The 21,700-nt window shown below is 61.6% G+C and carries 21 protein-coding genes and 3 tRNA genes; 13 read left to right on the top strand and 11 right to left on the bottom strand.

Annotation, left to right across the window (positions count from 1 at the left end):
• Nucleotides 1-602 precede the first annotated feature (602 nt).
• The 3 genes from Q6A48_RS19910 to Q6A48_RS19900 all read left to right on the top strand — a co-directional run bounded on the left by Q6A48_RS19910 (nt 603) and on the right by Q6A48_RS19900 (nt 5,819).
• Nucleotides 603-1,367: an endonuclease/exonuclease/phosphatase family protein gene (locus Q6A48_RS19910; RefSeq protein ID WP_369811720.1), complete on the top strand. Its 765-nt coding sequence runs from the start codon at nt 603-605 to the stop codon at nt 1,365-1,367.
• Nucleotides 1,368-1,544: 177 nt separating this feature from the next.
• Nucleotides 1,545-4,007 (top strand): autotransporter family protein, encoded by a 2,463-nt coding sequence (locus tag Q6A48_RS19905; protein WP_304555946.1) that lies wholly within the window; start codon nt 1,545-1,547, stop codon nt 4,005-4,007.
• Nucleotides 4,008-4,193: 186 nt separating this feature from the next.
• Nucleotides 4,194-5,819 carry an NADP-dependent glyceraldehyde-3-phosphate dehydrogenase gene (locus Q6A48_RS19900; RefSeq protein WP_304555945.1) on the top strand — a complete coding sequence of 542 codons (1,626 nt, stop codon included), beginning with the start codon at nt 4,194-4,196 and terminating at the stop codon, nt 5,817-5,819.
• Nucleotides 5,820-5,834: 15 nt separating this feature from the next.
• Here the strand turns inward: Q6A48_RS19900 and Q6A48_RS19895 are convergent, their stop codons facing one another.
• Nucleotides 5,835-6,728, bottom strand: coding sequence for a DMT family transporter (locus tag Q6A48_RS19895; protein WP_304555944.1), 894 nt, complete (start codon nt 6,726-6,728; stop codon nt 5,835-5,837).
• 133 nt (nt 6,729-6,861) lie between these two features.
• Between Q6A48_RS19895 and Q6A48_RS19890 the strand changes: the two genes are divergently transcribed.
• Complete coding sequence (locus Q6A48_RS19890) at nt 6,862-7,299, top strand: Lrp/AsnC family transcriptional regulator (protein ID WP_304555943.1); 438 nt, start codon at nt 6,862-6,864, stop codon at nt 7,297-7,299.
• Nucleotides 7,300-7,409: 110 nt separating this feature from the next.
• On the opposite strand, the gene Q6A48_RS19885 is transcribed toward Q6A48_RS19890, so the two are convergent.
• Entirely contained in the window at nt 7,410-8,081 is a 672-nt protein-coding gene (locus tag Q6A48_RS19885) for a Bax inhibitor-1/YccA family protein (RefSeq protein ID WP_030142533.1), read from the bottom strand.
• Nucleotides 8,082-8,205: 124 nt separating this feature from the next.
• Between Q6A48_RS19885 and Q6A48_RS19880 the strand changes: the two genes are divergently transcribed.
• The 3 genes from Q6A48_RS19880 to Q6A48_RS19870 all read left to right on the top strand — a co-directional run bounded on the left by Q6A48_RS19880 (nt 8,206) and on the right by Q6A48_RS19870 (nt 11,306).
• A tRNA-Ser gene (locus Q6A48_RS19880) sits at nt 8,206-8,293 on the top strand.
• Between the two features lie 115 nt (nt 8,294-8,408).
• On the top strand, nt 8,409-9,263 hold the full coding sequence (locus Q6A48_RS19875) for a prohibitin family protein (RefSeq protein WP_304555942.1): 855 nt from the start codon (nt 8,409-8,411) through the stop codon (nt 9,261-9,263).
• Nucleotides 9,264-9,518: 255 nt separating this feature from the next.
• Nucleotides 9,519-11,306, top strand: a complete 1,788-nt coding sequence (locus Q6A48_RS19870; protein ID WP_304555941.1) for a DAHL domain-containing sensor histidine kinase — start codon at nt 9,519-9,521, stop codon at nt 11,304-11,306.
• Between the two features lie 9 nt (nt 11,307-11,315).
• On the opposite strand, the gene Q6A48_RS19865 is transcribed toward Q6A48_RS19870, so the two are convergent.
• Complete coding sequence (locus Q6A48_RS19865) at nt 11,316-12,215, bottom strand: polysaccharide deacetylase family protein (protein ID WP_304555940.1); 900 nt, start codon at nt 12,213-12,215, stop codon at nt 11,316-11,318.
• A gap of 239 nt (nt 12,216-12,454) precedes the next feature.
• Between Q6A48_RS19865 and Q6A48_RS19860 the strand changes: the two genes are divergently transcribed.
• Both Q6A48_RS19860 and Q6A48_RS19855 read left to right on the top strand, forming a co-directional pair.
• Nucleotides 12,455-12,709 carry a DUF6555 family protein gene (locus Q6A48_RS19860; RefSeq protein WP_304555939.1) on the top strand — a complete coding sequence of 85 codons (255 nt, stop codon included), beginning with the start codon at nt 12,455-12,457 and terminating at the stop codon, nt 12,707-12,709.
• 151 nt (nt 12,710-12,860) lie between these two features.
• Complete coding sequence (locus Q6A48_RS19855; RefSeq protein WP_304555938.1) at nt 12,861-13,091, top strand: hypothetical protein; 231 nt, start codon at nt 12,861-12,863, stop codon at nt 13,089-13,091.
• 81 nt (nt 13,092-13,172) lie between these two features.
• Here the strand turns inward: Q6A48_RS19855 and Q6A48_RS19850 are convergent, their stop codons facing one another.
• Together Q6A48_RS19850 and Q6A48_RS19845 are read right to left on the bottom strand one after the other, a co-directional pair.
• Nucleotides 13,173-13,400, bottom strand: a complete 228-nt coding sequence (locus tag Q6A48_RS19850) for a PLD nuclease N-terminal domain-containing protein (RefSeq protein ID WP_304555937.1) — start codon at nt 13,398-13,400, stop codon at nt 13,173-13,175.
• A 77-nt stretch (nt 13,401-13,477) separates the two neighbouring features.
• Nucleotides 13,478-13,666, bottom strand: coding sequence for a hypothetical protein (locus tag Q6A48_RS19845; RefSeq protein ID WP_304555936.1), 189 nt, complete (start codon nt 13,664-13,666; stop codon nt 13,478-13,480).
• Between the two features lie 245 nt (nt 13,667-13,911).
• Here Q6A48_RS19845 and Q6A48_RS19840 point away from each other — a divergent pair, with 245 nt between their 5' ends.
• Nucleotides 13,912-14,274, top strand: a complete 363-nt coding sequence (locus Q6A48_RS19840; RefSeq protein WP_304555935.1) for an NUDIX hydrolase — start codon at nt 13,912-13,914, stop codon at nt 14,272-14,274.
• Between the two features lie 168 nt (nt 14,275-14,442).
• Here the strand turns inward: Q6A48_RS19840 and Q6A48_RS19835 are convergent, their stop codons facing one another.
• Entirely contained in the window at nt 14,443-15,201 is a 759-nt protein-coding gene (locus tag Q6A48_RS19835) for an SDR family oxidoreductase (RefSeq protein WP_304555934.1), read from the bottom strand.
• A gap of 219 nt (nt 15,202-15,420) precedes the next feature.
• Here Q6A48_RS19835 and Q6A48_RS19830 point away from each other — a divergent pair, with 219 nt between their 5' ends.
• A complete protein-coding gene (locus tag Q6A48_RS19830; protein WP_304555933.1) occupies nt 15,421-16,878 on the top strand; it encodes an MFS transporter in 1,458 nt (485 codons plus the stop codon).
• Between the two features lies 1 nt (nt 16,879).
• Here Q6A48_RS19830 and Q6A48_RS19825 read toward each other — a convergent pair whose 3' ends face one another.
• On the bottom strand, nt 16,880-17,740 hold the full coding sequence (locus Q6A48_RS19825) for a LysR family transcriptional regulator (RefSeq protein WP_304555932.1): 861 nt from the start codon (nt 17,738-17,740) through the stop codon (nt 16,880-16,882).
• 197 nt (nt 17,741-17,937) lie between these two features.
• On the opposite strand from Q6A48_RS19825, the gene Q6A48_RS19820 reads away from it, so the two are divergent.
• Nucleotides 17,938-18,330 carry a RidA family protein gene (locus Q6A48_RS19820; RefSeq protein WP_304555931.1) on the top strand — a complete coding sequence of 131 codons (393 nt, stop codon included), beginning with the start codon at nt 17,938-17,940 and terminating at the stop codon, nt 18,328-18,330.
• An 81-nt stretch (nt 18,331-18,411) separates the two neighbouring features.
• Here the strand turns inward: Q6A48_RS19820 and Q6A48_RS19815 are convergent.
• A tRNA-Leu gene (locus Q6A48_RS19815) sits at nt 18,412-18,498 on the bottom strand.
• Between the two features lie 194 nt (nt 18,499-18,692).
• Nucleotides 18,693-18,766: transfer RNA gene (locus Q6A48_RS19810), tRNA-Cys, on the bottom strand.
• Nucleotides 18,767-19,090: 324 nt separating this feature from the next.
• Between Q6A48_RS19810 and Q6A48_RS19805 the strand changes: the two genes are divergently transcribed.
• Nucleotides 19,091-19,870 (top strand): TSUP family transporter, encoded by a 780-nt coding sequence (locus tag Q6A48_RS19805; protein ID WP_304555930.1) that lies wholly within the window; start codon nt 19,091-19,093, stop codon nt 19,868-19,870.
• Here the strand turns inward: Q6A48_RS19805 and nudC are convergent.
• Nucleotides 19,838-20,668, bottom strand: a complete 831-nt coding sequence (gene nudC, locus Q6A48_RS19800; protein ID WP_304555929.1) for an NAD(+) diphosphatase — start codon at nt 20,666-20,668, stop codon at nt 19,838-19,840. The two genes, Q6A48_RS19805 and nudC, sit on opposite strands and share 33 nt — an antisense overlap.
• A gap of 6 nt (nt 20,669-20,674) precedes the next feature.
• Nucleotides 20,675-21,487, bottom strand: a complete 813-nt coding sequence (locus tag Q6A48_RS19795) for a crotonase/enoyl-CoA hydratase family protein (protein WP_304555928.1) — start codon at nt 21,485-21,487, stop codon at nt 20,675-20,677.
• Between the last annotated feature and the right edge of the window lie 213 nt (nt 21,488-21,700).

Below are 21,700 nucleotides of genomic sequence, written 5' to 3'. Positions count from 1 at the left end.
GTGCTGGGCCGCAGGTTTGTGAGCAACCGAGATCCAGTGTGGGAGCGAGCTTGCTCGCGATGGCGGTGGGTCAGCTTGCCTCGATGTCGCCTGTGCCGCCGCCTTCGCGGGCAGGCCCGCTCCCACAAGGGATTAGCGTTGGGCCGCAGGTTTTTGAACAACCGAGATCCAGTGTGGGAGCGGGCTTGCTCGCGATGGCGATGGGTCAGCTTGCCTCGATGTCGCCTGTGCAGACGCCTCCGCGGGCAGGCCCGCTCCCACAGGGGATTTGTGCTGGGCCGCAGGTTTGTGAGCAACCGAGATCCAGTGTGGGAGCGAGCTTGCTCGCGATGGCGGTGGGTCAGCTTGCCTCGATGTCGCCTGTGCCGCCGCCTTCGCGGGCAGGCCCGCTCCCACAGGGATTTGTGCCGGACCGCAGGTTTGTGAGCAACCGGGAACCACTGTGGGGGAGCGAGCCTGCTCGCGATGGCGATAGCCCAGGCAACGACGTCACCCCATGAAAAATCCGGAACTGCCAAAGCCTCCCGCCAGTCGCATGAACAGGTACGTCTGATTCAGGAGTGAACGTGACTCGAGATCCCGATTGGCGAGCCGTCGAAACCATGCCATTGGACACGCCTGCGGCGGTCCATCGGTTGCGGATCCTGACGGTCAATACACACAAGGGTTTCACCGCCCTCAACCGTCGTTTCATCCTGCCCGAATTGCGCGAAGCGGTGCGCAGCACCGGCGCCGACCTGGTGTTCCTGCAAGAAGTGCTGGGCGAACATGACCGTCACGCGTCGCGCTATGACAACTGGCCGCAGACGTCCCAGTACGAATTCCTCGCCGACAGCATGTGGAATGACTTCGCCTACGGCCGCAACGCCGTGTACCCCGACGGCCATCACGGCAACGCCCTGCTGTCCAAATACCCGATCCGCCATTTCCGCAACCTCGACGTCTCCATCACCGGCCCGGAACGCCGCGGCCTGCTGCATTGCGTGCTGGAAGTGCCGGGGCACGCCGAAGTCCACGGGATCTGCGTGCACCTGAGCCTGCTGGAGAGCCATCGCCAACTGCAACTCAAGTTGCTCTGCCAGTTGCTCGATTCGTTGCCCGAAGACGCCCCGGTGATCATCGCCGGCGACTTCAACGACTGGCAGTTGCACGGCAATACCACCCTGGCCCGCCGTGGCTACCTGCATGAAGCCTTCGAGCATCACCACGGGCGCCCCGCCCGCACTTATCCGGCACGCTTCCCGCTGCTGCGCCTGGACCGTGTCTACCTGCGCAATGCCAGCAGCCACGCGCCGCAGATACTCGGCACCAAGCCCTGGACCCACTTGAGCGATCATCTGCCGCTATCGGTGGAAGTGCATTTGTAGGGCCGATTCTGCGCCGTGCCCAGCGCAAGCACCTGTAAGTTCTGACAGTAGCGACGCTCGCTTTTCGTTGTTAGGGTCCTATCCCATACAGCGAGCGTTGCCGGGCCCTGTGTGCCATCCGTCGTGCAACCGATGCTGAAACCGGCATTCCAGGATGCTGTTGCAGAGGGAAAGCACATGAGCTTGCGCGATCATGGATTCAATCGGCTGTTCAATGCCTTATCGGTTTCAAGCCTGTTCCTGCTCAATGCGCCGCCCGCCCTGGCGGCGTGCACATTGACGCCGACCGCCGGCGACGATACCTACGTCTGCGACAGTGGCAGCGCCCCGGCGCTGACCGACCTGGGCGGCAACAACCGCCTGACGATGCCGGCCAATGGCAGCGGCGCCATCACCGGCGACGTCACCTTCGGCGCCGGCACCGATTTCATCGAGATCAATGCCAACGGCACCATCGGCGGTGATGTCCAGCAAGGCTCGGGCATCGACGACTTCGTCATGCACGGCGGCAGCATCCAGTCCCTGGCCCAGGGCGACGGCCTCGACACCTTCCTGATGACCGGTGGCACCATCGTCGGGGCCTTCGAGGATGGCGACGTCGCCCACATGAGCGGCGGCACCATCGGCCGGGTCGACATGAAACTCGACGACAACCTGTTCGACATGTCGGGCGGGCAGATCCTCGGCAACCTGGTGACCGGCTTTGGCCAGGACACCATCATCCTCTCCGCCGGGCGCATCGGCGGCAACGTGAGTGTCAGCGGCGGCGACGACAGCGTGACCGTGAGCGGCGGCGAAATCGTCGGCGAGGTCCGCACCAGCTTCGGCAATGACCGGTTCCAGTGGAGCGGCGGCGTCATTCGCTCCGCCATCCTGATGGGTGACGGCAGCGATACGGCGCTGTTGCGCAACCTGGATGAAACGGTGCTCGCGACCACCCCCAGCCTCGACGGTGGCTTGGGCCAGGACAGCCTGACGTTCGAGGCCACGACCTCCGCCACCGGCGCCCGCTATGTCAATTGGGAGACGATCAACCTGTCCCAGGGTTCGCGCCTGGACCTCGATACGCCCCTGGTCCTGGGCGACTCCGCCACGGCCACCGGTGTGCTGAACATCGACAGCGGCAGCGTGTTGACGTCGACCCAGGGCAGCGTCACTCCGTTTACCGCCGGCCAATTGGTCACCCTCAACAACAGCGGGACGATCGACCTCACCCAGGGCAACACCCGCACCAGCGATAGCCTCACCGTGCAGGGCAACTATGTCGGCACCAACGGCCAACTGCGCTTGCAGACGGTGCTCGGCGCCGACGGTTCGCCCAGCGACAGACTGGTGGTCAATGGCGGGACGCTCACGGGCAACACCGCCATCGCCGTCACGAACGTCGGCGGGACAGGCGGCTTGACCACCCAGGACGGTATCGAACTGGTCCAGGCCCAGGGCGGCGCGGTCAGCGACATCAACGCGTTTTCCCTGGCGCAATCGGTTTCGGCCGGGGCGTTCGACTACCGCTTGTTCAAGGGCGGCGTGACGGGCAATGAGAACAACTGGTACCTGCGCTCGACAGTGGTGGCTGGCCCGGTTGCCGCGCCGCCCCCGCCGTCAGTGCCGAGCTCGCCCGCCTCACCGCCCCCGGCGCCGCTGCCGCCCTTGCCGGTGGCCGTCCCGGGCGCCGCACCGATTCCACTGTACCGTCCGGAAGTGCCCACCTGGTCGGTGTTGCCACCGGCCGCCGCGCAACTGACGCTGATGGCCCTGGGGACGTTCCATGACCGCCAGGGCGACCAACGCCTGCTTACCGAGAACGGCGCCTTCGGCGCGGGCTGGGGCCGGGTCTATGGCAAGGACCTGGACCAGACGTGGGCCGGCACGGTGACACCGCGGTTCGATGGTTCCATCAAGGGCTTCCAGGTCGGGAATGACCTGTACAGCGCGCCGATGTCCGGCGGCCAGACCCAGCGCGTCGGCTTCTTTGTCGGCCATACCGAGCTGAACGGCCATGTCGATGGCTTCAACCTGGGCTTCCAGGGCCGTCGTGCCGGCAAGATCGAGCTCGATGGCGACAGCTACGGCCTGTACTGGACCCTCACCGATCCCTCCGGCGGCTACGTCGACGCCGTCGTGATGGGCACGCGCCTGGACGGCGACAACCGTTCCGAGCGCGGCGTGAAGATCGATAACCGCGGCCATGCCCTGACCCTTTCGGCGGAAGCCGGCTATCCGTTCGCGGTGGCCGCCGACTGGGTTCTCGAACCCCAGGTCCAGGTCATCCACCAGAAGGTATCCCTGGACACCCAGAACGACGGCATCTCCAAAGTCGAATTCGATTCCGACGGGGCCTGGACCGGCCGGGTCGGGGCGCGGCTCAAGGGACGCTACCAGGTCAGCGGCATGCCCGTGGAACCGTATTTGCGGGCCAACCTCTGGCACACCTTTTCCGGCACCGACGCCGTGACGTTCGATGACAGCGACCGGGTCGAAACCCAACAGCGGGCGTCCACCGGCGACCTGGGCGTCGGCGTCATCGTCAGCCTGGCACCGGCGGTCAGCGTGTACGCCGCCGCCGACTACAGCAACAACCTGGACAGCAACCAGCAACGCAGCGTGGCGGGCAACCTTGGCGTAAGGATCAGCTGGTAGCCCGGCGGCGCCCTGCCGGCCTCGACCCAGGCACCCGCCGCGACCGCCCGTCCTTCATGGCGAGGGGATCAATCCTCTCGCCATCGTTGCATCCTTCACTTAAAAAACACCTCCATTAAAGGGTATAACCCTCCTAGCGATTGACGCCTGCAAGTCCCTGGCTCATTTCATTGATGGAGTAACGACATGACCACCGCCCCCCTGCTCGCCGACCTGTTCCCCAGCCCTGACCGGATTCCGGAGGCCTACCGCCTCGAAGGCCCGATCGAGCAACGCGATTATCTGGTCGACGGGGTCCTGGAAACCTGGCAAGGCCCCCTCGCCGTCGTCCGCAGCCCGGTGTACCTGGCCGGCGAGCATGGCGATGAACAAGTGATCCTGGGCAGCACGCCACTGCTGGACGCCGAGACCGCCCTCACCGCCCTGGACGCCGCCGTCCGCGCCTATGACCGGGGCCAAGGCCAGTGGCCGACGATGCGCGTGGCCGAGCGCATCCGCCATGTGGAAACCTTCCTGGCGCGCATGCGCGAGCAGCGTGAGGCCGTGGTCAAGCTGCTGATGTGGGAAATCGGCAAGAACCTCAAGGACTCCCAGAAGGAGTTCGACCGCACTTGCGATTACATCGTCGACACCATCAACGCCCTCAAGGAACTGGACCGGCGTTCCAGCCGCTTCGAACTGGAACAGGACACCCTCGGGCAGATCCGCCGCGTGCCCCTGGGTGTCGCCTTGTGCATGGGCCCCTACAACTACCCGCTGAACGAGACGTTCACCACGCTGATCCCGGCGCTGATCATGGGCAACACGGTGGTGTTCAAACCGGCCAAGCTTGGCGTGCTGCTGATACGGCCGCTGCTGGAGGCGTTCCGCGACAGCTTCCCGGCGGGGGTGATCAACGTGATCTACGGCAGCGGCCGCGAGACCGTCAGCGCGCTGATGGCCAGCGGCAAGATCGATATCTTCGCCTTCATCGGCACCAACAAGGCCGCCAGCGACCTGAAGAAACTCCATCCGCGTCCGCATCGCCTGCGTGCCGCCCTGGGGCTGGACGCGAAGAACCCCGGGCTGGTGTTACCCGACGTGGACCTGGATAACGCCGTCAGCGAAGCCCTGACCGGTTCGCTGTCCTTCAACGGTCAGCGCTGCACGGCGTTGAAGATTCTCTTCGTCCACGAGGACGTGGCGCCGGCCTTCATCGAGAAATTCAACGCCCGCCTCGCCACCCTGAAACCCGGCATGCCCTGGGAGGACGGCGTGGCGCTGACGCCGCTGCCCGAAGCCGGCAAGGTCGATTACCTGCACGCGCTGGTGGCCGATGCGGTCGCCAAGGGCGCGCAGGTGACCAACGCCCAGGGTGGCGAGGCCCGCGGTTCGTTCTTCTACCCGGCAGTGCTCTACCCGGTGAACACGGCGATGCGGGTTTACCACGAGGAACAGTTCGGCCCGGTGGTGCCCATCGTGCCGTACCGGGACCTCGATACCGTGGTCGACTACGTCCTGGAGTCCGACTTCGGCCAGCAACTGAGCATTTTCGGCACCGATCCGGCGCAGGTCGGCAAACTGGTGGACACCTTCGCCAACCAGGTCGGGCGTATCAACATCAATGCCCAGTGCCAGCGCGGGCCGGACACCTTCCCGTTCAATGGCCGGAAAAACTCGGCCGAAGGCACGCTGTCGGTGCATGACGCGCTGCGTACCTTTTCCATTCGCACCTTGGTGGCGACCAAGTTCCAGGAGAGCAACAAGGCGTTGATCAGCGACATCATCCGTGAGCGCGATTCAAACTTCCTGACCACCGACTACATCTTCTGACCGCTTGGCGCTGCCTCATGACAGGGCCGGGCGCCGCAGCCGGCTACCCCAGCCCAGCTGCATCCCGGCCGCGGCCAGCAGGATCGCCGCCACGCCCAGCCATTGCAGCGGTTCCAGGCGATGGCCGAAGGCGAACCAGTCGACGAAGATCGCGGCGATCGGGTAGATGAACGACAGCGCCCCCGTCACCGCCGTCGGCAAGCGCTGGATGGCGCTGTACAACAACACGTACATCACGCCGGTATGCACCATGCCGAGGGTCACTAGGCTGGCCCAGGCTTCGCCCTGTTCGGGCAACGCCGAGAAGTTCGCCCAGGGTGCCAGCAGCAACACGCCGGTGGAGACCTGGATCAGCGCGATCAGATGCGGTGGGGTGCCGGTCAGGCGCTTGATGATCAACGCAGCGATCGCGTACAACAGCGCCGCCCCCAATGCCAACGCGATGCCCAGCAGGTATTCGTCGCCGCCCTGCTCCTGCCCGCCGTGGGCACTGACGATGGCCAGCATGCCGAGGAACGACAGGGCCAACCAGGCCAGCTTCTGCGCCGTGATCTTTTCACCGAGGAACAACGCCGCCAGGCCCACCAACATGAACGGCTGGACGTTGTACACCGCCGTGCCGATGGCAATCGACGCCCGGGAATAGGAGGCGAACAACAACACCCAGTTGCCGACGATCGCCACGCCACTGACGACTGCCAGCACGAAGGTGGCACGGGTCAGGATGCCCTGGCGCAAGAAGCCGAATCCGGCGCAGATCAGCAGCAAAGTGACGGCACCGAACACGCAGCGCCAGAACACCACATCCAGCACCGGCAAGCCGGACGCCAGCACGAACCATCCAATGGTCCCGGAAATCAGCATGGCGGCGGTCATTTCCAGCGAACCGCGACGTAAGGTCTTGTCCATCTTCAGGCTCCTTCAGCAAGTGGACACAGTATGCCGAGGCGACAGCCCACTTCTCCATGGCCTGAAAAAGGCTAAACTGCGTTTTGACCTTTTTAATCAAGGCCACTTCTCGCATTCGCCTAACGGAGCTGAAATGACTGACGACATTGACCAGATCCTCATCAGCGCCCTGATGGAGGACTCGCGGCGTTCCCTCAAGGCCCTGGCGAACCTGAGCGGGCTCTCCTCCCCCAGCGTCGCCGAGCGCCTCCGGCGCCTGGAAGAACGCGGCGTGCTGAGGGGCTACACCGTCGAGGTGGACCCGAAGAGCTTCGGCTATCAGCTCCAGGCCATCGTGCGGGTTCGCCCATTGCCTGGGCAGTTGCAGGAAGTGGAGCGGCAGATACAGGCCATCGCCGAATTCACCGAATGCGACAAGGTGACCGGCGACGATTGCTTCATCGCGAGGCTGCACGTGCGTTCGATGGAACAGCTCGATACCTTGCTGGACAAGCTCAATGTCCATGCCGAGACCAATACGGCCATCGTCAAGAAGACGCCGGTCAAGCGACGGTTGCCGCCGATGGCGTGAGCTTGGCACCGTTTCCCCCAACCTTGACCAACACACCCGTTGCGCCCACAAGGCCCAGGCGAAAAAAAACCCGCCGGAGCGGGTTTTTCTCATTCATCGACAGGCTGGAATCAGTCGTCGCGGCCCATCAGGCCGAACAGCTGGAGCAGGCTGACGAACAGGTTGTAGATCGATACATACAGGCTGATGGTCGCCATGATGTAGTTACGTTCGCCGCCGTGGATGATCGCGCTGGTCTGGTACAGGATGCAGACCGACGAGAACAGTACGAAGCCGGCGCTGATCGCCAGTTGCAGGCCGCTGATCTGGAAGAAGAAGCTGGCAACGACCGCACCCAGCAGGACGAAGAAGCCGGCGGTGATGAAACCGCTGAGGAAGCTCATGTCCTTGCGGGAAATCAGCACGTAGGCCGACAGGCCACCGAACACCAGCGCAGTCATTGCGAAGGCCGAGCTGACCACTTCGGCGCCGCCCTGCATCTGCAGGTAGCGATTGAGGATCGGGCCGAGCAGGAAGCCCATGAAGCCGGTCAGGGCAAACGCCGACACCAGGCCCCAGGCCGAGTCACGGAGCTTGTTGGTGAGGAAGAAAAGGCCATAGAAACCGATCAGCACCACGAAGATGTTCGGGTAGCCCACCCGCATCTGCTGGGCGACGTAGGCCATCACACCGCTGAAGGCGAGTGTGAGTGCCAGCAGGCCATATGTGTTGCGCAGGACGCGGCTAACTTCTAGCTGCTCAGCCTGCACGCTGTTGTTCACTGCGTAATCCTGTTCGCGCATGGCGACACTCCTCCGGTTCTGAAACATTCAGTGGCAAGGATAATAACAGACGCTCTGTAACAAGCTACGTAGAGAGTTTGACAGTGTGTTTCATTCGGGTATTATGGCGCCCGCAATGCAGTACGGAGGTGTGGCCGAGTGGTTTAAGGCAACGGTCTTGAAAACCGTCGACTGTAACAGGTCCATGAGTTCGAATCCCATCGCCTCCGCCATCTTCATACAAAAAAGCCCTGATCGATCAGGGCTTTTTTGTGCCTGGCGTTCGGCAATGCCGCTGGCCGGCACGCTTATGCGGTATCCCCCACCCACGTGTTCAAGGAAAGAAAAGTGACCAGCAAAACCATCGGTTCCCTAGGTGCAGCCATCCTCGGCGTTGTCCTGCTATGCGTTTTCTTTGGCAGTTGGTACACGGTCGACGAGACCGAGCGCGGCGTGCTGCTGCGCAACGGTGCGCTCGTTGGCGTGGTGGAACCGGGACTGTCGTTCAAGACCCCCTTCATTGAATCGGTGCGCCTGATCAGCGTCCAGAGCCAGGTCACCGCGTACGAAGACCTGCAGGCCTATAGCAAGGACCAGCAGTCCGCCCAGTTGAAAGTCTCGGTGTCCTGGCACATCGCGCCTTCCGATGTGGCGAAGGTCTACACCCAGTTCAAGGACCTGGAAGGTATCCGCGACCGGATGATCAGTCGCCAGGTGCCGACGCAGGTGGAAAACGTGTTCGGCAAGTTCAACGCCGTGGCCGCCGTGCAGAACCGCGTCCAGCTGGTCAACGACATTTCCACGGCGATCAAGTCGACCATTACCGGCCCGGTGATCATCGACAGCGTCCAGGTCGAGAACATCGACTTCAGCGATGCCTATGAGAAAGCCATCGAGGCGCGCATGGCGGCGGAAGTCCAGGTCAAGACCCGCGAGCAGCAACTCGCCACCGAACAGGTCCAGGCGCAGATTCGCGTGACCCAGGCCCAGGCCGAGGCCGACTCGCAAGTCGCCCAGGCCAAGGCGGACGCGCTCGCCACCGAACTGCGCGGCAAGGCCGAAGCCGAGGCCATCAGGGCCCGGGCGCAGGCGCTCGCCAGCAACCAGAACCTGGTGGAACTGACCAAGGCCGAGCGCTGGAATGGTGTCCTGCCCACCACCGTGCTGCCGAACGGCGCCCTGCCCTTCATCGACACCAAGTAACAATCGACATCAAGTAAAGCCCGCGGCGCGGCCTGTCCTGGTCGCGCCCTGCCCAACGACCACCAGGTTGACGCTACACTCATCCTCACTGTTTACCGATAGCAGGGAGCTCGACGTGTATCCAGGCAACCACAGACCCATCCTCCAGTCGCTGGCCCATCCATCGGCCGACTCCACCGATTGGCAGCCCGGACCTTCATCCCCCCTTGGCAACCCACCGACGCCTTCGACCAGCACCCTGAACGGGAGAACAGCGTGACCACCTTCATTTCCAGATACAAATGGCCGGCCCTGCTGGCCGTCGCGCTGATCGTTTTCTCCGCACTGATATTTTTCCTGATCAAGTCATACACCTACGATTCATCGACCTACTTCGAATCCCGCGACTTCATTCGCCAGCTCAAGCAGGCCGACGCCAACTGGAACGGTAAGATCCTGAGGAAGAAAATCGGCGTCAACAACAACCTGTCGCTGGCCCCGCCGCCTGAAGCGAACAGCCGCTGGGAGCAGTTGGAGCGACTCAACAATGCCGGTCCGCTGGCGGACCTCTGGGCGTCCCGGCGCCAGGGCTACGTGGACGCCGTCAAGAACAAGACCGCGCTGGTCGAGCAATTCCAGCAACACAACGCCCGTCTGCGCAACTCGCTCGATGCGCTGCCGACCGTCGAGGATGATATCCAGGATTTGCTCAAGGACATGGACATCGAGAGCCCGACGGCGCGCCTGACTGCCGCGTCCACTGTCCTGGAGCTGTGCCTGACGACCCTGGAGTACGCGCTGTACGTCACCGCAGACAAGGCCCAGGAGCTGCAAAGCCAACTCACCGAGCTGCAAACCGACATCGAGCGCCTGCCCCCGCAGCGCCGAGGCCCTTTCATCACGCTGGCGGAACACGTCAAGACCATCATCGAGGAACAACCCGTCGTCAATGACCTGCTCGACCGCATCAGCGTCATCCCGGTGGCCCAGGAGCTGGACAACATCAATGAACTGCTGAACGAGACCCAACGCCGGACCGCCGCGACGGACCGCCAGTACCACATCTACCTGGCCGTGTGCGCCAGCCTGATGGCGATCCTGATGATCTACCTGGCCGTTCGCCTGGTTCGCAGCGCCGCCGTGATCAACCAGATCAACCAGGCCCTGCAGACCTCCAACGAGCGCCTGGAGGAACGGGTGCAGGAACGGACCCGCGAGCTGAAGGCAGCCGAGCGCGAATTGATGGACGCCGCGCGAATGGCGGGGATGGCAGAGATCGCCACGAACGTGTTGCACAACGTCGGAAACGTGCTCAATAGCGTGAACATTTCAGCGGAGCTTGTGACGCGCAAGCTGAAGAACAGCAAGACGCTGGGGTTGGGCAAGGCGGTCAAGATGATGAATGACCACGCCGGCGACCTTGGCCAGTTCATCACCCAGGATGAAAAGGGCAAGCTGCTGCCGCGCTACTTCAATGAGCTGGTGGAGTCCATCGCGGCCGAACAGGCCCTGTTGGTCGAGGAGCTGGCGCAATTGACCAAGAGCGTCGATCACATCAAGGAAATCGTCACCACCCAACAAACCTACGCCGGGGCGGCCAGGCTGGTGGAACCGCTCCACGTCACCGACCTGTTCGAAGACGCCCTGCGCATGAATTCGGGGGCCCTGAGCCGGCACCACGTCACGGTGATCAAGGACTACCAGGACACGCCCACGATCCTGGGGGACAAGCATCGGTTGCTGCTGATCCTGATCAACCTCATCAGCAATGCCAAGTTCGCCATGTCCCACGTTTCCGAACCACGGGAAATGACCCTCGGCATCCGCATCCTGGACGCCGGGACCCTGAGCTTCAGCGTCAAGGACCGCGGCGAAGGCATTGCTCCCGAGAATCTGGCGCGCATCTTCAACCACGGGTTCACGACGCGCAAGGATGGCCACGGGTTCGGCTTGCACAGTTGCGCGCTGGCGGCGGTGGAAATGAATGGGCGCCTGCATGTCCATAGCGACGGGCCGGGCCAGGGCGCCCTGTTCACCCTGGAAATTCCGTTGGAACTGGCCTGATCGCCGGCCTCAATGGGCATCCGAATCCCATAGCCAGTCCCACAGGCCCGGCAGGTGCACCGGTTGGCCACTGTGGCGGACCGTGCGCGCCAGTGCCGCCCGTTCCAGTGCCTGGCGATCATCGTAGAACGGCTTGGCAGCGGTTCTCACGCCGGTCGCCCTGGCACTGTCCAGCAGGATCTGCAGGTACTCGCGGGCATGGCGGGCGGTGTAGCGGTTGATGTCGTGGAACGTCACCACCACCGGGATTACCCCATCCACCTCGGGCAACTGCCCGGCCGCGATGCGCTCACGCACTTCGGAAAGCTGGCGGACCAGGTTGATGCGCCGTCGCGGGCTGGCGGTGATGCCCCAGACCTTGCCATCGTTGGCACTCAGGTCGGTCAACAGCACGTGCATGCCATGGCGCTGATAAGCCGCGAAGGTGCGCCGGTCATAGCTCCAGAACGGCGGCCTCACCAGGCTCGGCGGCGCGCCGCTGATGTCGGCGATGTCATTGCCACCGTCAACGAGCGACTGCTCCAGTTCTTCAGGTGCCAGGAAACGATGGTTGGTGTGCCAATGGGTGGCCGTGTGGAACGCCAGTACGTGGCCTTCGCGCTGCTCACGGTGCATGACCGAACGCCCGATAGGGCTGTTGCCCGCGCGCGCCGCCCGGGTCTGCAGGAAAAATACGGCCTTTATCCCCGGCTGCACGGGGTTGTGGGCCAGGGCGTCGAGCACCTCTTGGCTGGGGTTCCAGAACGAGGACGCGCTGGGGCCGTCATCGAAGGTCAGGAGGAAGCGGATCGGGGGCTGTTCACGCAAGCGTAGCTCGGTCTGCGGGGTCAGTTCGATGGGCGGGCCGATGCAGCCCGACACACCGATGGCGAGGCCTGCAACGACCAGCGCCCTGGCGATGATGTTCATGTTTTGCCTTAAAAGAGTAATGCCGCACTGCCCTGCCCGAATCCCTGGCCCACGGTGACGAAGCCCACCTTTGAGAAGGTTAACCGGGTTTGGTTCCGGGCTGCGAGTCCTGTGCGCCTTGCCGCTTCCCGGCGAGTTGCCTGCGCGGCTGACCGGTCTGGTTTTGACCGTCTGGAAATCCGATGGAATTTTCCGCGCGGCGCCGTATCCATCCGTATAGGACTAATTAGGGAGGATTTATGGCCGGGCCATCGCTTTACATCATCGACTACATGCTCCATGGCGAGCCTAAGTCATTCATCATCCGCGCCGAGGTGATGAATAACTCCGAAGCTTGGCATTGGGCCAGTTGCGATGCGGGTGTCGGGCGTATACCCAAGTTCGGACGGGAAAAGGTCAAGCGGGTGTCAAAACCCATGGCGGAAAAGTACGGCATCACTGACGTACGCTGGCGCGCAAGCGTCGCGCCCACCTGGGTCAAGGAATCCGGCTGATTCACTGAACCTGTACACCGGCGCACCGACTGTCCAGCCGGGCGCCGGATTTCGACAGATCCGCAATAACTCGACTACGCTCAATGAACGGTACGACCCGCCTCTCTGGCGGGTTTGGTGCTGCCTCATCCACTCTGTACGGAGGTGTGACATGTCGGAAAAAGAGTCCATCACCACCCTGCTCACCCTGCTCGAATCCCGCCAGGCAAGACTGACGGCCGCTTGCAAGGAAATCGCCGATTGGGTCGATCACCAGGGCGGGCATCCGGCCGCAGTGCGGATCCGCGACCGGCTCAATGAGATCGAAAAGGACGCACCGTCGATCCAGAGCGCGCTGACCTCCCTCAAGCCCATCGAGCGCCCACTGCCTAAGTTTCGCTAAGGCGCCCTCGAGAGCGTCATTGGACCACGAGCCACCCGCAGCCACAGGCACCACCCGTGGCCGGTACTCGCGCGCCGTCGGCTAGCCCTTGCTATGCTCCGGCGACGACGGGCCTTCCTTGATACCCCGTGGCCCGGCCACACCCCAGATGACCAGGCCCAGCACGGGCAGGATCACCAGTAGCAACGCCCAGCCGGCCTTGGTGCCCGCCGATTTGTCGCTACGAAACACGCTGACGATGGCCCACAGGTCCACCAGCAGCAACAGCACCGCGACAGCAATCCAGAAGTAACTGGCTAATTCAGACATGACCTCATCCTCTTGGTATCCGTGTAAGGATTAGGCACAACGGCACGGTGTCCGTTCAAACAATCTGCGGGCCAGCCTTACTGCCGCTCATTCAGATAGGCTACCCACTGCTCATAGGCTTCGTGCTGACGCTGGACCGCGGCTTCCCACGTTGATCCGGCCATTTGATGGGTGCCAATGAGCGACATCATTTCAGACGTTGCCGTGTCGAGCTCAACCAGCAGCTCTTGGGATCTGACTTTAAAGTCTTCGACAGTAGTGGTCATCTCTCTCTCCCCCCTCGGCGTAGGGTCGGCTATCCACTCAACATGGATACCTTTTTTCGGATCTGATTCATTTTATGCGATGACCGGTCGATAGGCAGATAAGGCCATCGACGCTGAAATGAAATTAAACGGTTTGTGCCTTGACGCGGTCCTACCGAATAGAAGCTAAAACGCCACCATGTTGTGCCAGATGCAAATATTTCAGTTATATTTCAGTTTAATGACAGTCAGTGATTGAGTAGGCCATGAAGATACGAGCGACCGTCATCTGTGAGGAAGACCGCCACGTGCTGCTGGTGCGCAAACCCAACAGTCGATGGGCGTTGCCAGGGGGCACGGTCGAGCGCGGCGAAACCCACGCCAGCGCGGCCATTCGCGAACTTGCGGAAGAAACGGGGTTGGACGCCGAGAACCTGCTCTACCTGATGCGCCTCAGCGAAGGCACGACCGTGCACCACGTATTCGAAGCTTCGGTCGCCGACTTTCGCGCCGCCAGGCCGCAGAACGAAATCAGCGACTGCCTCTGGCAACCGTTGGACGCCGTGGCGCACCTGCAGATGAAGAAAGGTACCCGGGAAATTCTCGAGGCGTTTCGCCGGCGGTTGTAGCGGCGAGGCCATTGGCGCGCAAACAAAAAGGGTTGCATGAGATCGTTCATGCAACCCTTTGTTTTTATATGAAGAGCTCATTACATTATCGGCGTATTTTGCTCCGTGGCCCTCGTGAAAGCGACAAAGACACGCGCGGCGAGGGTCGCACTACCGTTGAGCGACTGTTCAGATCTGTGACAGGCCGCCGTCGACCATCAGTTCCACACCGTTGACATATTTCGCATCGGCGGATGCAAGGAACAGCGCCGACGAAGCGATTTCTTCAGGTTCAGCCATATACCCCAGCGGAGTGATCGCCTCGACATGCTGGCGCAGTGCGGCAATGTCGCTTTCGCTCATCTTCAAGCCGTTGTCCATCAGAGGGGTGCGGGTGAAGCCAGGGCTCAGGACATTCGCGCGAATCTTGCGTCCTTTGAGTTCGTTGGCCCAGGTCCTGGCAAAGGAGCGCACCGCGGCCTTCGATGCGTTGTAGAGGCTCAGCCCTTCCATGCCATTGCTGGAGCAGATAGACGCTGTCAATACGATCGAAGCGCCGTTTTTCAATAACGGCATCAACGTCTGAACGGTAAAGAAGACGCCCTTCACGTTAATGTCGAACAGGTTGAAATAAGCCGCCTCGGTGGTCTCGCCCAGCGGATTCTTTTCGCAAATGCCCGCGTTGGCAAACACTGCATCCAACTGATCGTTGCGAGCCTCGACCATCGCCTTGAGCTTATCGAGATCCGCCTGGTGTGCGACGTCGGAAATGACCGCGACCGCCCTGTCTCCCAGCTTTGCCACCGCCGTCTCCAGGGTGGCCGCCGAACGCCCGGTGATGTACACGCGCTTGGCTCCCCCAGCAATCAAACCCTGCGCAATCGAAAACCCGATCCCGGTGGACGCCCCGGTGACGACTGCAACCTGATTGGCGAATTTGCCTGACATAGCTGACTCCTCAGTCTCGATTGTATGGCTCGACTGGAACCACAGGACGGTCATTCTGAGAAGAATCGGGGCTGAGCGACACTGCCATAAATGAACCTTGGCCGTTCATTTATGTGAGGCGTAAGCGAAGTTTTGATCGTTTAGATTGAAACCGTTGATTCAAGCAAGACCCGCAATCGAGAAGACTCTGGAACCGAAAGGTTTCAGCCAGGAGACCCTATGCCTCAGAAAAAAATCGCCCCCTCGGAACCGCGGCGCTGGTTGATGTTCGCTATCTTGCTGGTTGGAGCGTTTTTACCACCGCTGGACTTTTTCATCGTCAACGTAGCGCTGCCTTCAATTCAGCAATCGCTGGGCACCGCCTCCTCCGCCGAACAGCTGATCATCTCCTCATATGCGGCGCTTTATGCCGTGACACTGATCACTGGCGGACGGCTTGGAGACATCTTTGGCCGCATGAGAATGTTCTTCGTTGGCCTGATTGGCTTTGCCGTCGCCTCACTGGTTTGCGGTGTCGCCGAGTCACCCTGGGTATTGATCGCCGGACGTTCGCTGCAAGGCTTGACGGCAGCGGTCATGGCGCCCCAGGCACTTGCGTCGGTGCAGGCAGTATTCCCCGAGTCTGAGAAGCCCTTGGCGCTGAGCCTCTATGGTGCGGTCTTCGGCTTGGCGTCCGTCGTCGGCCAGGCACTGGGCGGGGTATTGATATCGCTCAACCTGATGGACTTGGGATGGAGAACGATATTCCTGGTGAATTTACCGATTGCATTGCTGGTCATTCTCATCGCCATTCCGGTAGTCAAGGAAACCCGCGCGCAACAGACCAGCAAGCTGGATCTGGGCGGAACGCTACTGTCGATGTTGACGCTTGGGGCGCTGATCGTTCCACTGATCGAAGGGCGTGAAGCGGGTTGGCCGGTGTGGGCCTGGCTATCGCTTGCGACCGTGCCGCTATTGGCCTGGCTGTTCTGGCGCTACGAAGCCCGTTTGCATCAAGCGCAAGGCGCACCGCTGATCAATCCTGCCGCATTGCGCACGCCTGGCTTGGGCCGGGCACTGCTGGTCGCCCTGACCTTTTATGCGATCGGTGTGTTTTTCCTGCTGTTTTCCATTTATCTACAGGGAGCGCTGCATGCGAGCCCACTCAGTGCAGGCCTCGTCTTCCTTCCTTTCGGCGCGGGATTTTTACTCGGACCGCTCGCCACCCACCCGCTCCGGCGTTTGCTCGGGGCTTACTTGAATGCCTTCGGAATGGGGCTTGAAGTGCTGGGATTCGTGCTGTTGGCCGGGCTCGTGGCCCAGACACCGATGACCATCAGCCCTCCTGCCCTGCCCCTCGCCCTTATTCTCTTCATGATCGGTTTCGGGCAAGGATTGGCCCTTCCGACATTGATGCGAATGATCACAGGGCGCGTGGCCCCCGCGTATTCCGGCATGATTGCGGGCATTGCCAGTTCCACTTTGCAGATCAGCACGTCACTGAGCGTGGCGATCATTGGCGGCATTTTTTACACGCTTCTGGACACCGCTACGGACGCGGCTGCCATCGTCCACGCCTTTACCGTCTCCCTACTCTGCATCGCGGCATGCCTGGCCGCGGGTGCGGGACTTAGCCTTACCCTGGCGCGCCAACCGGCGGCGCCGCTGCAAACGGCACCCCTGTACCCATCCGAGTGAGTCAACCGCCTCGCTGCGAGCCGATCATCATGCATGCAAGGTCGGCAAGGGCGCGAAGGCTGTCCATCTGACGCAGGTCCTGGTGATAACCCATCCAAATGTCGCGGCCCGGCGGCGGCTCGTGCGGATCAACCAGCCGCAGCGCCGTCAGTTGGTCGCCCAAGGCGCGGGGCAAGACGGCAACACCCTGCCCTTGCGCACACATTTGCGCCTGGACCGTGCGACTGCTACTGGTGAACACGGTACGTGCCAGAGGGTAACGCTGCTGCAACCACTGCACATCGGGATAATGTGACTGGGCCACACTCATGGTGATCAAACCAAGCCCGTCACCCTGTGGTTCGGGGTCTGCAGATCCGATGGCCGTGTATAGCCCATAGTCCAGGGTAACCAGCTTGCGGTGAACAATATCGGGTTCGGTGAAAGGAACGATTCGAAACGCAATGTCGGCGTCGCGACGAGCCAAATCAAATAATCGATGCCCGGCAATGACCTCGGGCACGACCAGCGGATAGCGTCGCCCCAGCTCGCTCAAGACCGGCGCCAGCACATAACAGGCGAACCAGTCAGCACAGGAAATGCGCAATACACCTTCTGGCTGTGCACTGTCGCCCGCCATGCGCCTTTCGATGGCCAACGCACTTTGCTCCATTTCCTGCGCCAGGCTGAGCAGTTTTTCTCCACTATCGGTCAGTACCAGACCTTGAGTGGTACGCAGGAAAATGGGTTGGCCACTGGACTGTTCAAGCACCTGCAAGCGCCGCCCGACAGTCGGATGGCTAACACCCAACAGCTTGGCGGCAGCGCCCAATGACCCGCCGCGGGCAATCGCGAGAAAAACTCGCACATCGCTCCAGTCCATGGGCTCCCCCTACAAAAATGAACAGTGAGAGTGCAGCAATGGCAGTGCCGTAGCAATCCCTCACCCAACATACTGGCCTGCATACACCCTCGTCGGAGCACCCACCGGGAACGGCAAGATGGACAATGAGCCGAGTGGACCTCGTTCTCGCACCTGGGTTAGCTTTCGTATCCGTTTTTACCTAGGACTCCACGACCATGACTGACCGCCAGATCATCGTTCCAGATGGCATGAGATTGCTCTTTGAGCAAGCCGGCTATGCACCCGCTGTAAAGGTAGGAAAGACGCTCTACTGCGCTGGCCAGGTAGGCCGGACGCCGGAACTGGCCGTCATCGAAGACCCTGAGCAGCAGTTTCTGGCGGCCTGGAAAAATCTCCGGCTCGTCTTGGAAGCCGGTGGCTGCGAATTTGAAGACGTCATCGACATGACTACTTATCACGTTGACATGCACCGCCACATGCCGGTTTTCAGACGTGTGAAAGATGAAGTCTTTCCGAGGGGCACGTGTGCATGGACATGCATAGGGGTCAGTGAACTGGCTCGACCTGGCCTTCTCGTGGAGATCAAATGCGTCGCTGTGGAGCGATAAGCAGCTTGCAGGAAAGATGTTTGTTGATCGCACAAAAGAAAGGGCTTGCATGAGGTATGTCATGCAAGCCCTTGATATTCATGGTGCCCGAAGCCGGAATCGAACCGGCACGCCCTTACGAGCGGGGGATTTTAAGTCCCATGCGTCTACCAGTTTCGCCATTCGGGCGGTAGCGCGGTGCAGTCCCGCAAGACTGGCAGAATAAGGCTTTGCCAGGAACAACGCGGTGCAGCAAGAGGTGGGAATATATACATCCCTCCCCGGTGAAGCAAGGTGGTTCATGCCCTTTTCAAGACAAAACCTTTCCCTGCCCCATAACAAAAAAGCTCTGTAGATCATGGATCTACAGAGCTTTTTAAAAGTGGAGGCCGAAGTCGGAATCGAACCGGCGTAGGTGGATTTGCAATCCACTGCATAACCATTTTGCTATTCGGCCTCAAAACGTTTGATGCAATGCAGCCACATCAACCGCGTACAAACCTGATCAGGAAAACAGCCTTCTCATGAAGCGCTATCTCCTTGAAAACATTGAGATTTTTTACGTCCCAGTGCGTTCGATGGGCGCAATTATGGACTCATTTCCCAAAGCTGACAACCCCTTGATTTCAAAAAAAAATTGGCACTTCTTGTCTAGACTCCCGGGAAGCGCCGGGCCCGCAGCGACGGATCCATCACCAGGAGTCGCGGCCCAGGACCATTGCCGGTAACATATCGGCCTCCCCACGCCACCCGCCGGCGACTTGCCGGATAAGCCGACTCCATGCCTTTTGAACTCAGCGTTGACCTCACCACCCTCGCCGTCCTGATCTTCGTCGCGTTCCTCGCCGGTTTCATCGATGCCATTGCCGGCGGCGGTGGCCTGCTGACCACCCCTGCGCTGCTCACTGCGGGGTTGCCACCGCACCTGGTGCTGGGCACCAACAAGCTGAGCTCGACCTTCGGCTCGGCCACGGCCAGTTTCACCTTCTACCGGCGCAAGCTGTTCCACCCCAGGCAATGGACCCATGCGCTGGTCGGGACCCTGGTCGGTGCCTTGACCGGCGCGATCGTGGCCCATTACCTGCCCGCCGAATGGCTGAACAAGATGCTGCCGGTGATCGTCTTCGCTTGTGGCCTGTACTTGCTGTTCGGCGGCACGCCCAAGGCGCCATTGGACAGCGATGCACCGATCAAGAAGACCTGGCAAGCGCCCCAGGGCTTCAGCCTGGGGTTCTACGACGGCGTCGCCGGCCCTGGCACGGGCGCGTTCTGGACGGTCAGCAGCCTGCTGCTCTACCCGATCGACCTGGTCAAGGCCAGTGGCGTAGCGCGCAGCATGAACTTCGTCAGTAACATCGCGGCGCTGTCGGTGTTCATCTTTTCCGGGCAAGTGGACTGGGTCATCGGCCTGAGCATGGGCCTGTCAGTGATGGCCGGGGCGTTCTTCGGGGCGCGCACCGCCATCAGCGGCGGCGCGAAGTTCATCCGGCCGGTGTTCATCACCGTGGTGTTGGGCCTGACCGTGCGCCTAGCCTGGCAGCACTGGTTCAGCATGGCCTAGACGCCGCGCCACGTAGAGGTCGATGAGGTAGCGCGCGATGGAACGCGAGGCCGGCAACGGTGGCAGGTTGTGCACGTTGAACCACTGGGCGTCCTCGATTTCGTCCTCCTGGGGCACGATGTCGCCACGGGCGTATTCGGCGTGGAAGCCCAGCATCATCGAATGGGGGAACGGCCAGCACTGGCTGCCCACGTACTGGATGTTCTTCACCTCGATGCTGACCTCTTCGCGCACTTCCCGCACCAGGCAGTCCTCGGCGGACTCGCCAGGCTCGGCAAACCCCGCCAGGGTGCTGTAGACCCCGCTGACGAAACGCGGCGAACGCGCGAGCAGGACTTCATCGCCGCGGGTGACCAACACGATCATGCTCGGCGAGATCCGCGGATAGTGACGCAGGTCGCAGGCGTCGCAGTACATCGCACGTTCCCGCGGAACCTGGCTCATGCGCTTGCCGCAACTGCCACAGAATCGATGCTCGCGGGCCCAGGTGCCGATCTGCGCCGCATAGCCCAGCACCTTGTAGAGCGTGTGGTCATCCTCAAGCATGAACGCCCGCAGGCCTTTCCAGTTGCACCCCGGCACGTCCAGCGCGCTGTGCAACTCCAGCAGGTAGACCGGCTCGCCGTCCAGGTGGCCGATACCGTGCTCGGCCAGGATCGACAGGTCCTGGCGCTTGAGCCATTCGCGGGGAAACAGTGCGCCATTATCATCGAACAGGAAGCCTTCCGGGCTTCGGGCCACAGCCCAGCCGCCAGGAAGTTCGGTGTCGAATACTGCGGTGGTCCAGCGTGAAATCATGGTCGGTCAATCCAGAAATTCGGGTTTCTGTTTGCTCATATGGGCGGCCATGGCCACGCGCAGGTCGGACGATTGCAGCATGGCGGCGTTCCACGTGGCGACGTATTCCAGGCCGTCGTCGATGCGGTGGTCACGCATGTAGCTGATCATTTCCTTGGTGCCGGCCACCGCAATCGGCGACTTGGCGGCGATTTCCCGGGCGATGCCCATCACGCCGTCGAGCAGGCTGGCCGTGTCGCTGTAGACACGATTGACCAGGCCAATGCTGCGCGCTTCGTCGGCCCCGAAGGTGCGCCCCGTATAAGCGAGTTCACGCAGCATGCCGTCCCCGATGATCCGGGGCAAGCGTTGCAACGTGCCCACGTCGGCCGCCATGCCGATATCGATCTCCTTGATGGAGAACTGCGCATCCTCGGCGGCGTAGCGCATGTCACACGCCGAGATCAGGTCGATGGCGCCGCCCAGGCAATAGCCCTGGACCGCCGCGAGCACGGGTTTGCGGCAGTTGTCGACGGCGTTGAACGAGGCTTGCAGCTGGAAGATCTTGCGTCGCAGCAGGCGGGCATTGCGGCCCACATCCTTGCCCATCTCGTTGGCCACGCCGGCCAGCATCATCAGGTCTATTCCCGAGGAAAAATGTTTGCCGGCGCCACTCAGTACCACGACACGGGCTTCATCGGTGTCGTCGATCCACTGGAAGATCTCGATGATCTCGCTCCAGAACGCCGCGTTCATCGAATTGATCTTTTCCGGCCGGTTGATCTGCACGTGGGCGATGTTGTCTGCAAGTTCGACGTTGAACGCTTGGTATTGCGACATGGCAGTGATCCTTTACCGGCTGAAAAGAGGCTTGAACTATAACAAGCCATCGAGATGGGTCGTAGACAGTGCATCGGCCAAAAGCGGGACTGCCTGGCCACTTAGCGAAGGTGCACCGCTATAAGGGGATTTATCTGTGGTGAAGGCTTTATCCGTAGCGAGGGGATTGATCCCCGCTGGGCTGCGCAGCAGCCCCAAATACAACTGCCACTG

Source organism: Pseudomonas citrullilanati, assembly GCF_030580855.1.
In the GTDB taxonomy this organism is placed as follows: Bacteria; Pseudomonadota; Gammaproteobacteria; order Pseudomonadales; family Pseudomonadaceae; genus Aquipseudomonas; species Aquipseudomonas citrulli.
Note: the sequence above shows the minus strand (reverse complement) of the source record. Positions and strands in the feature narration are given on the sequence as shown.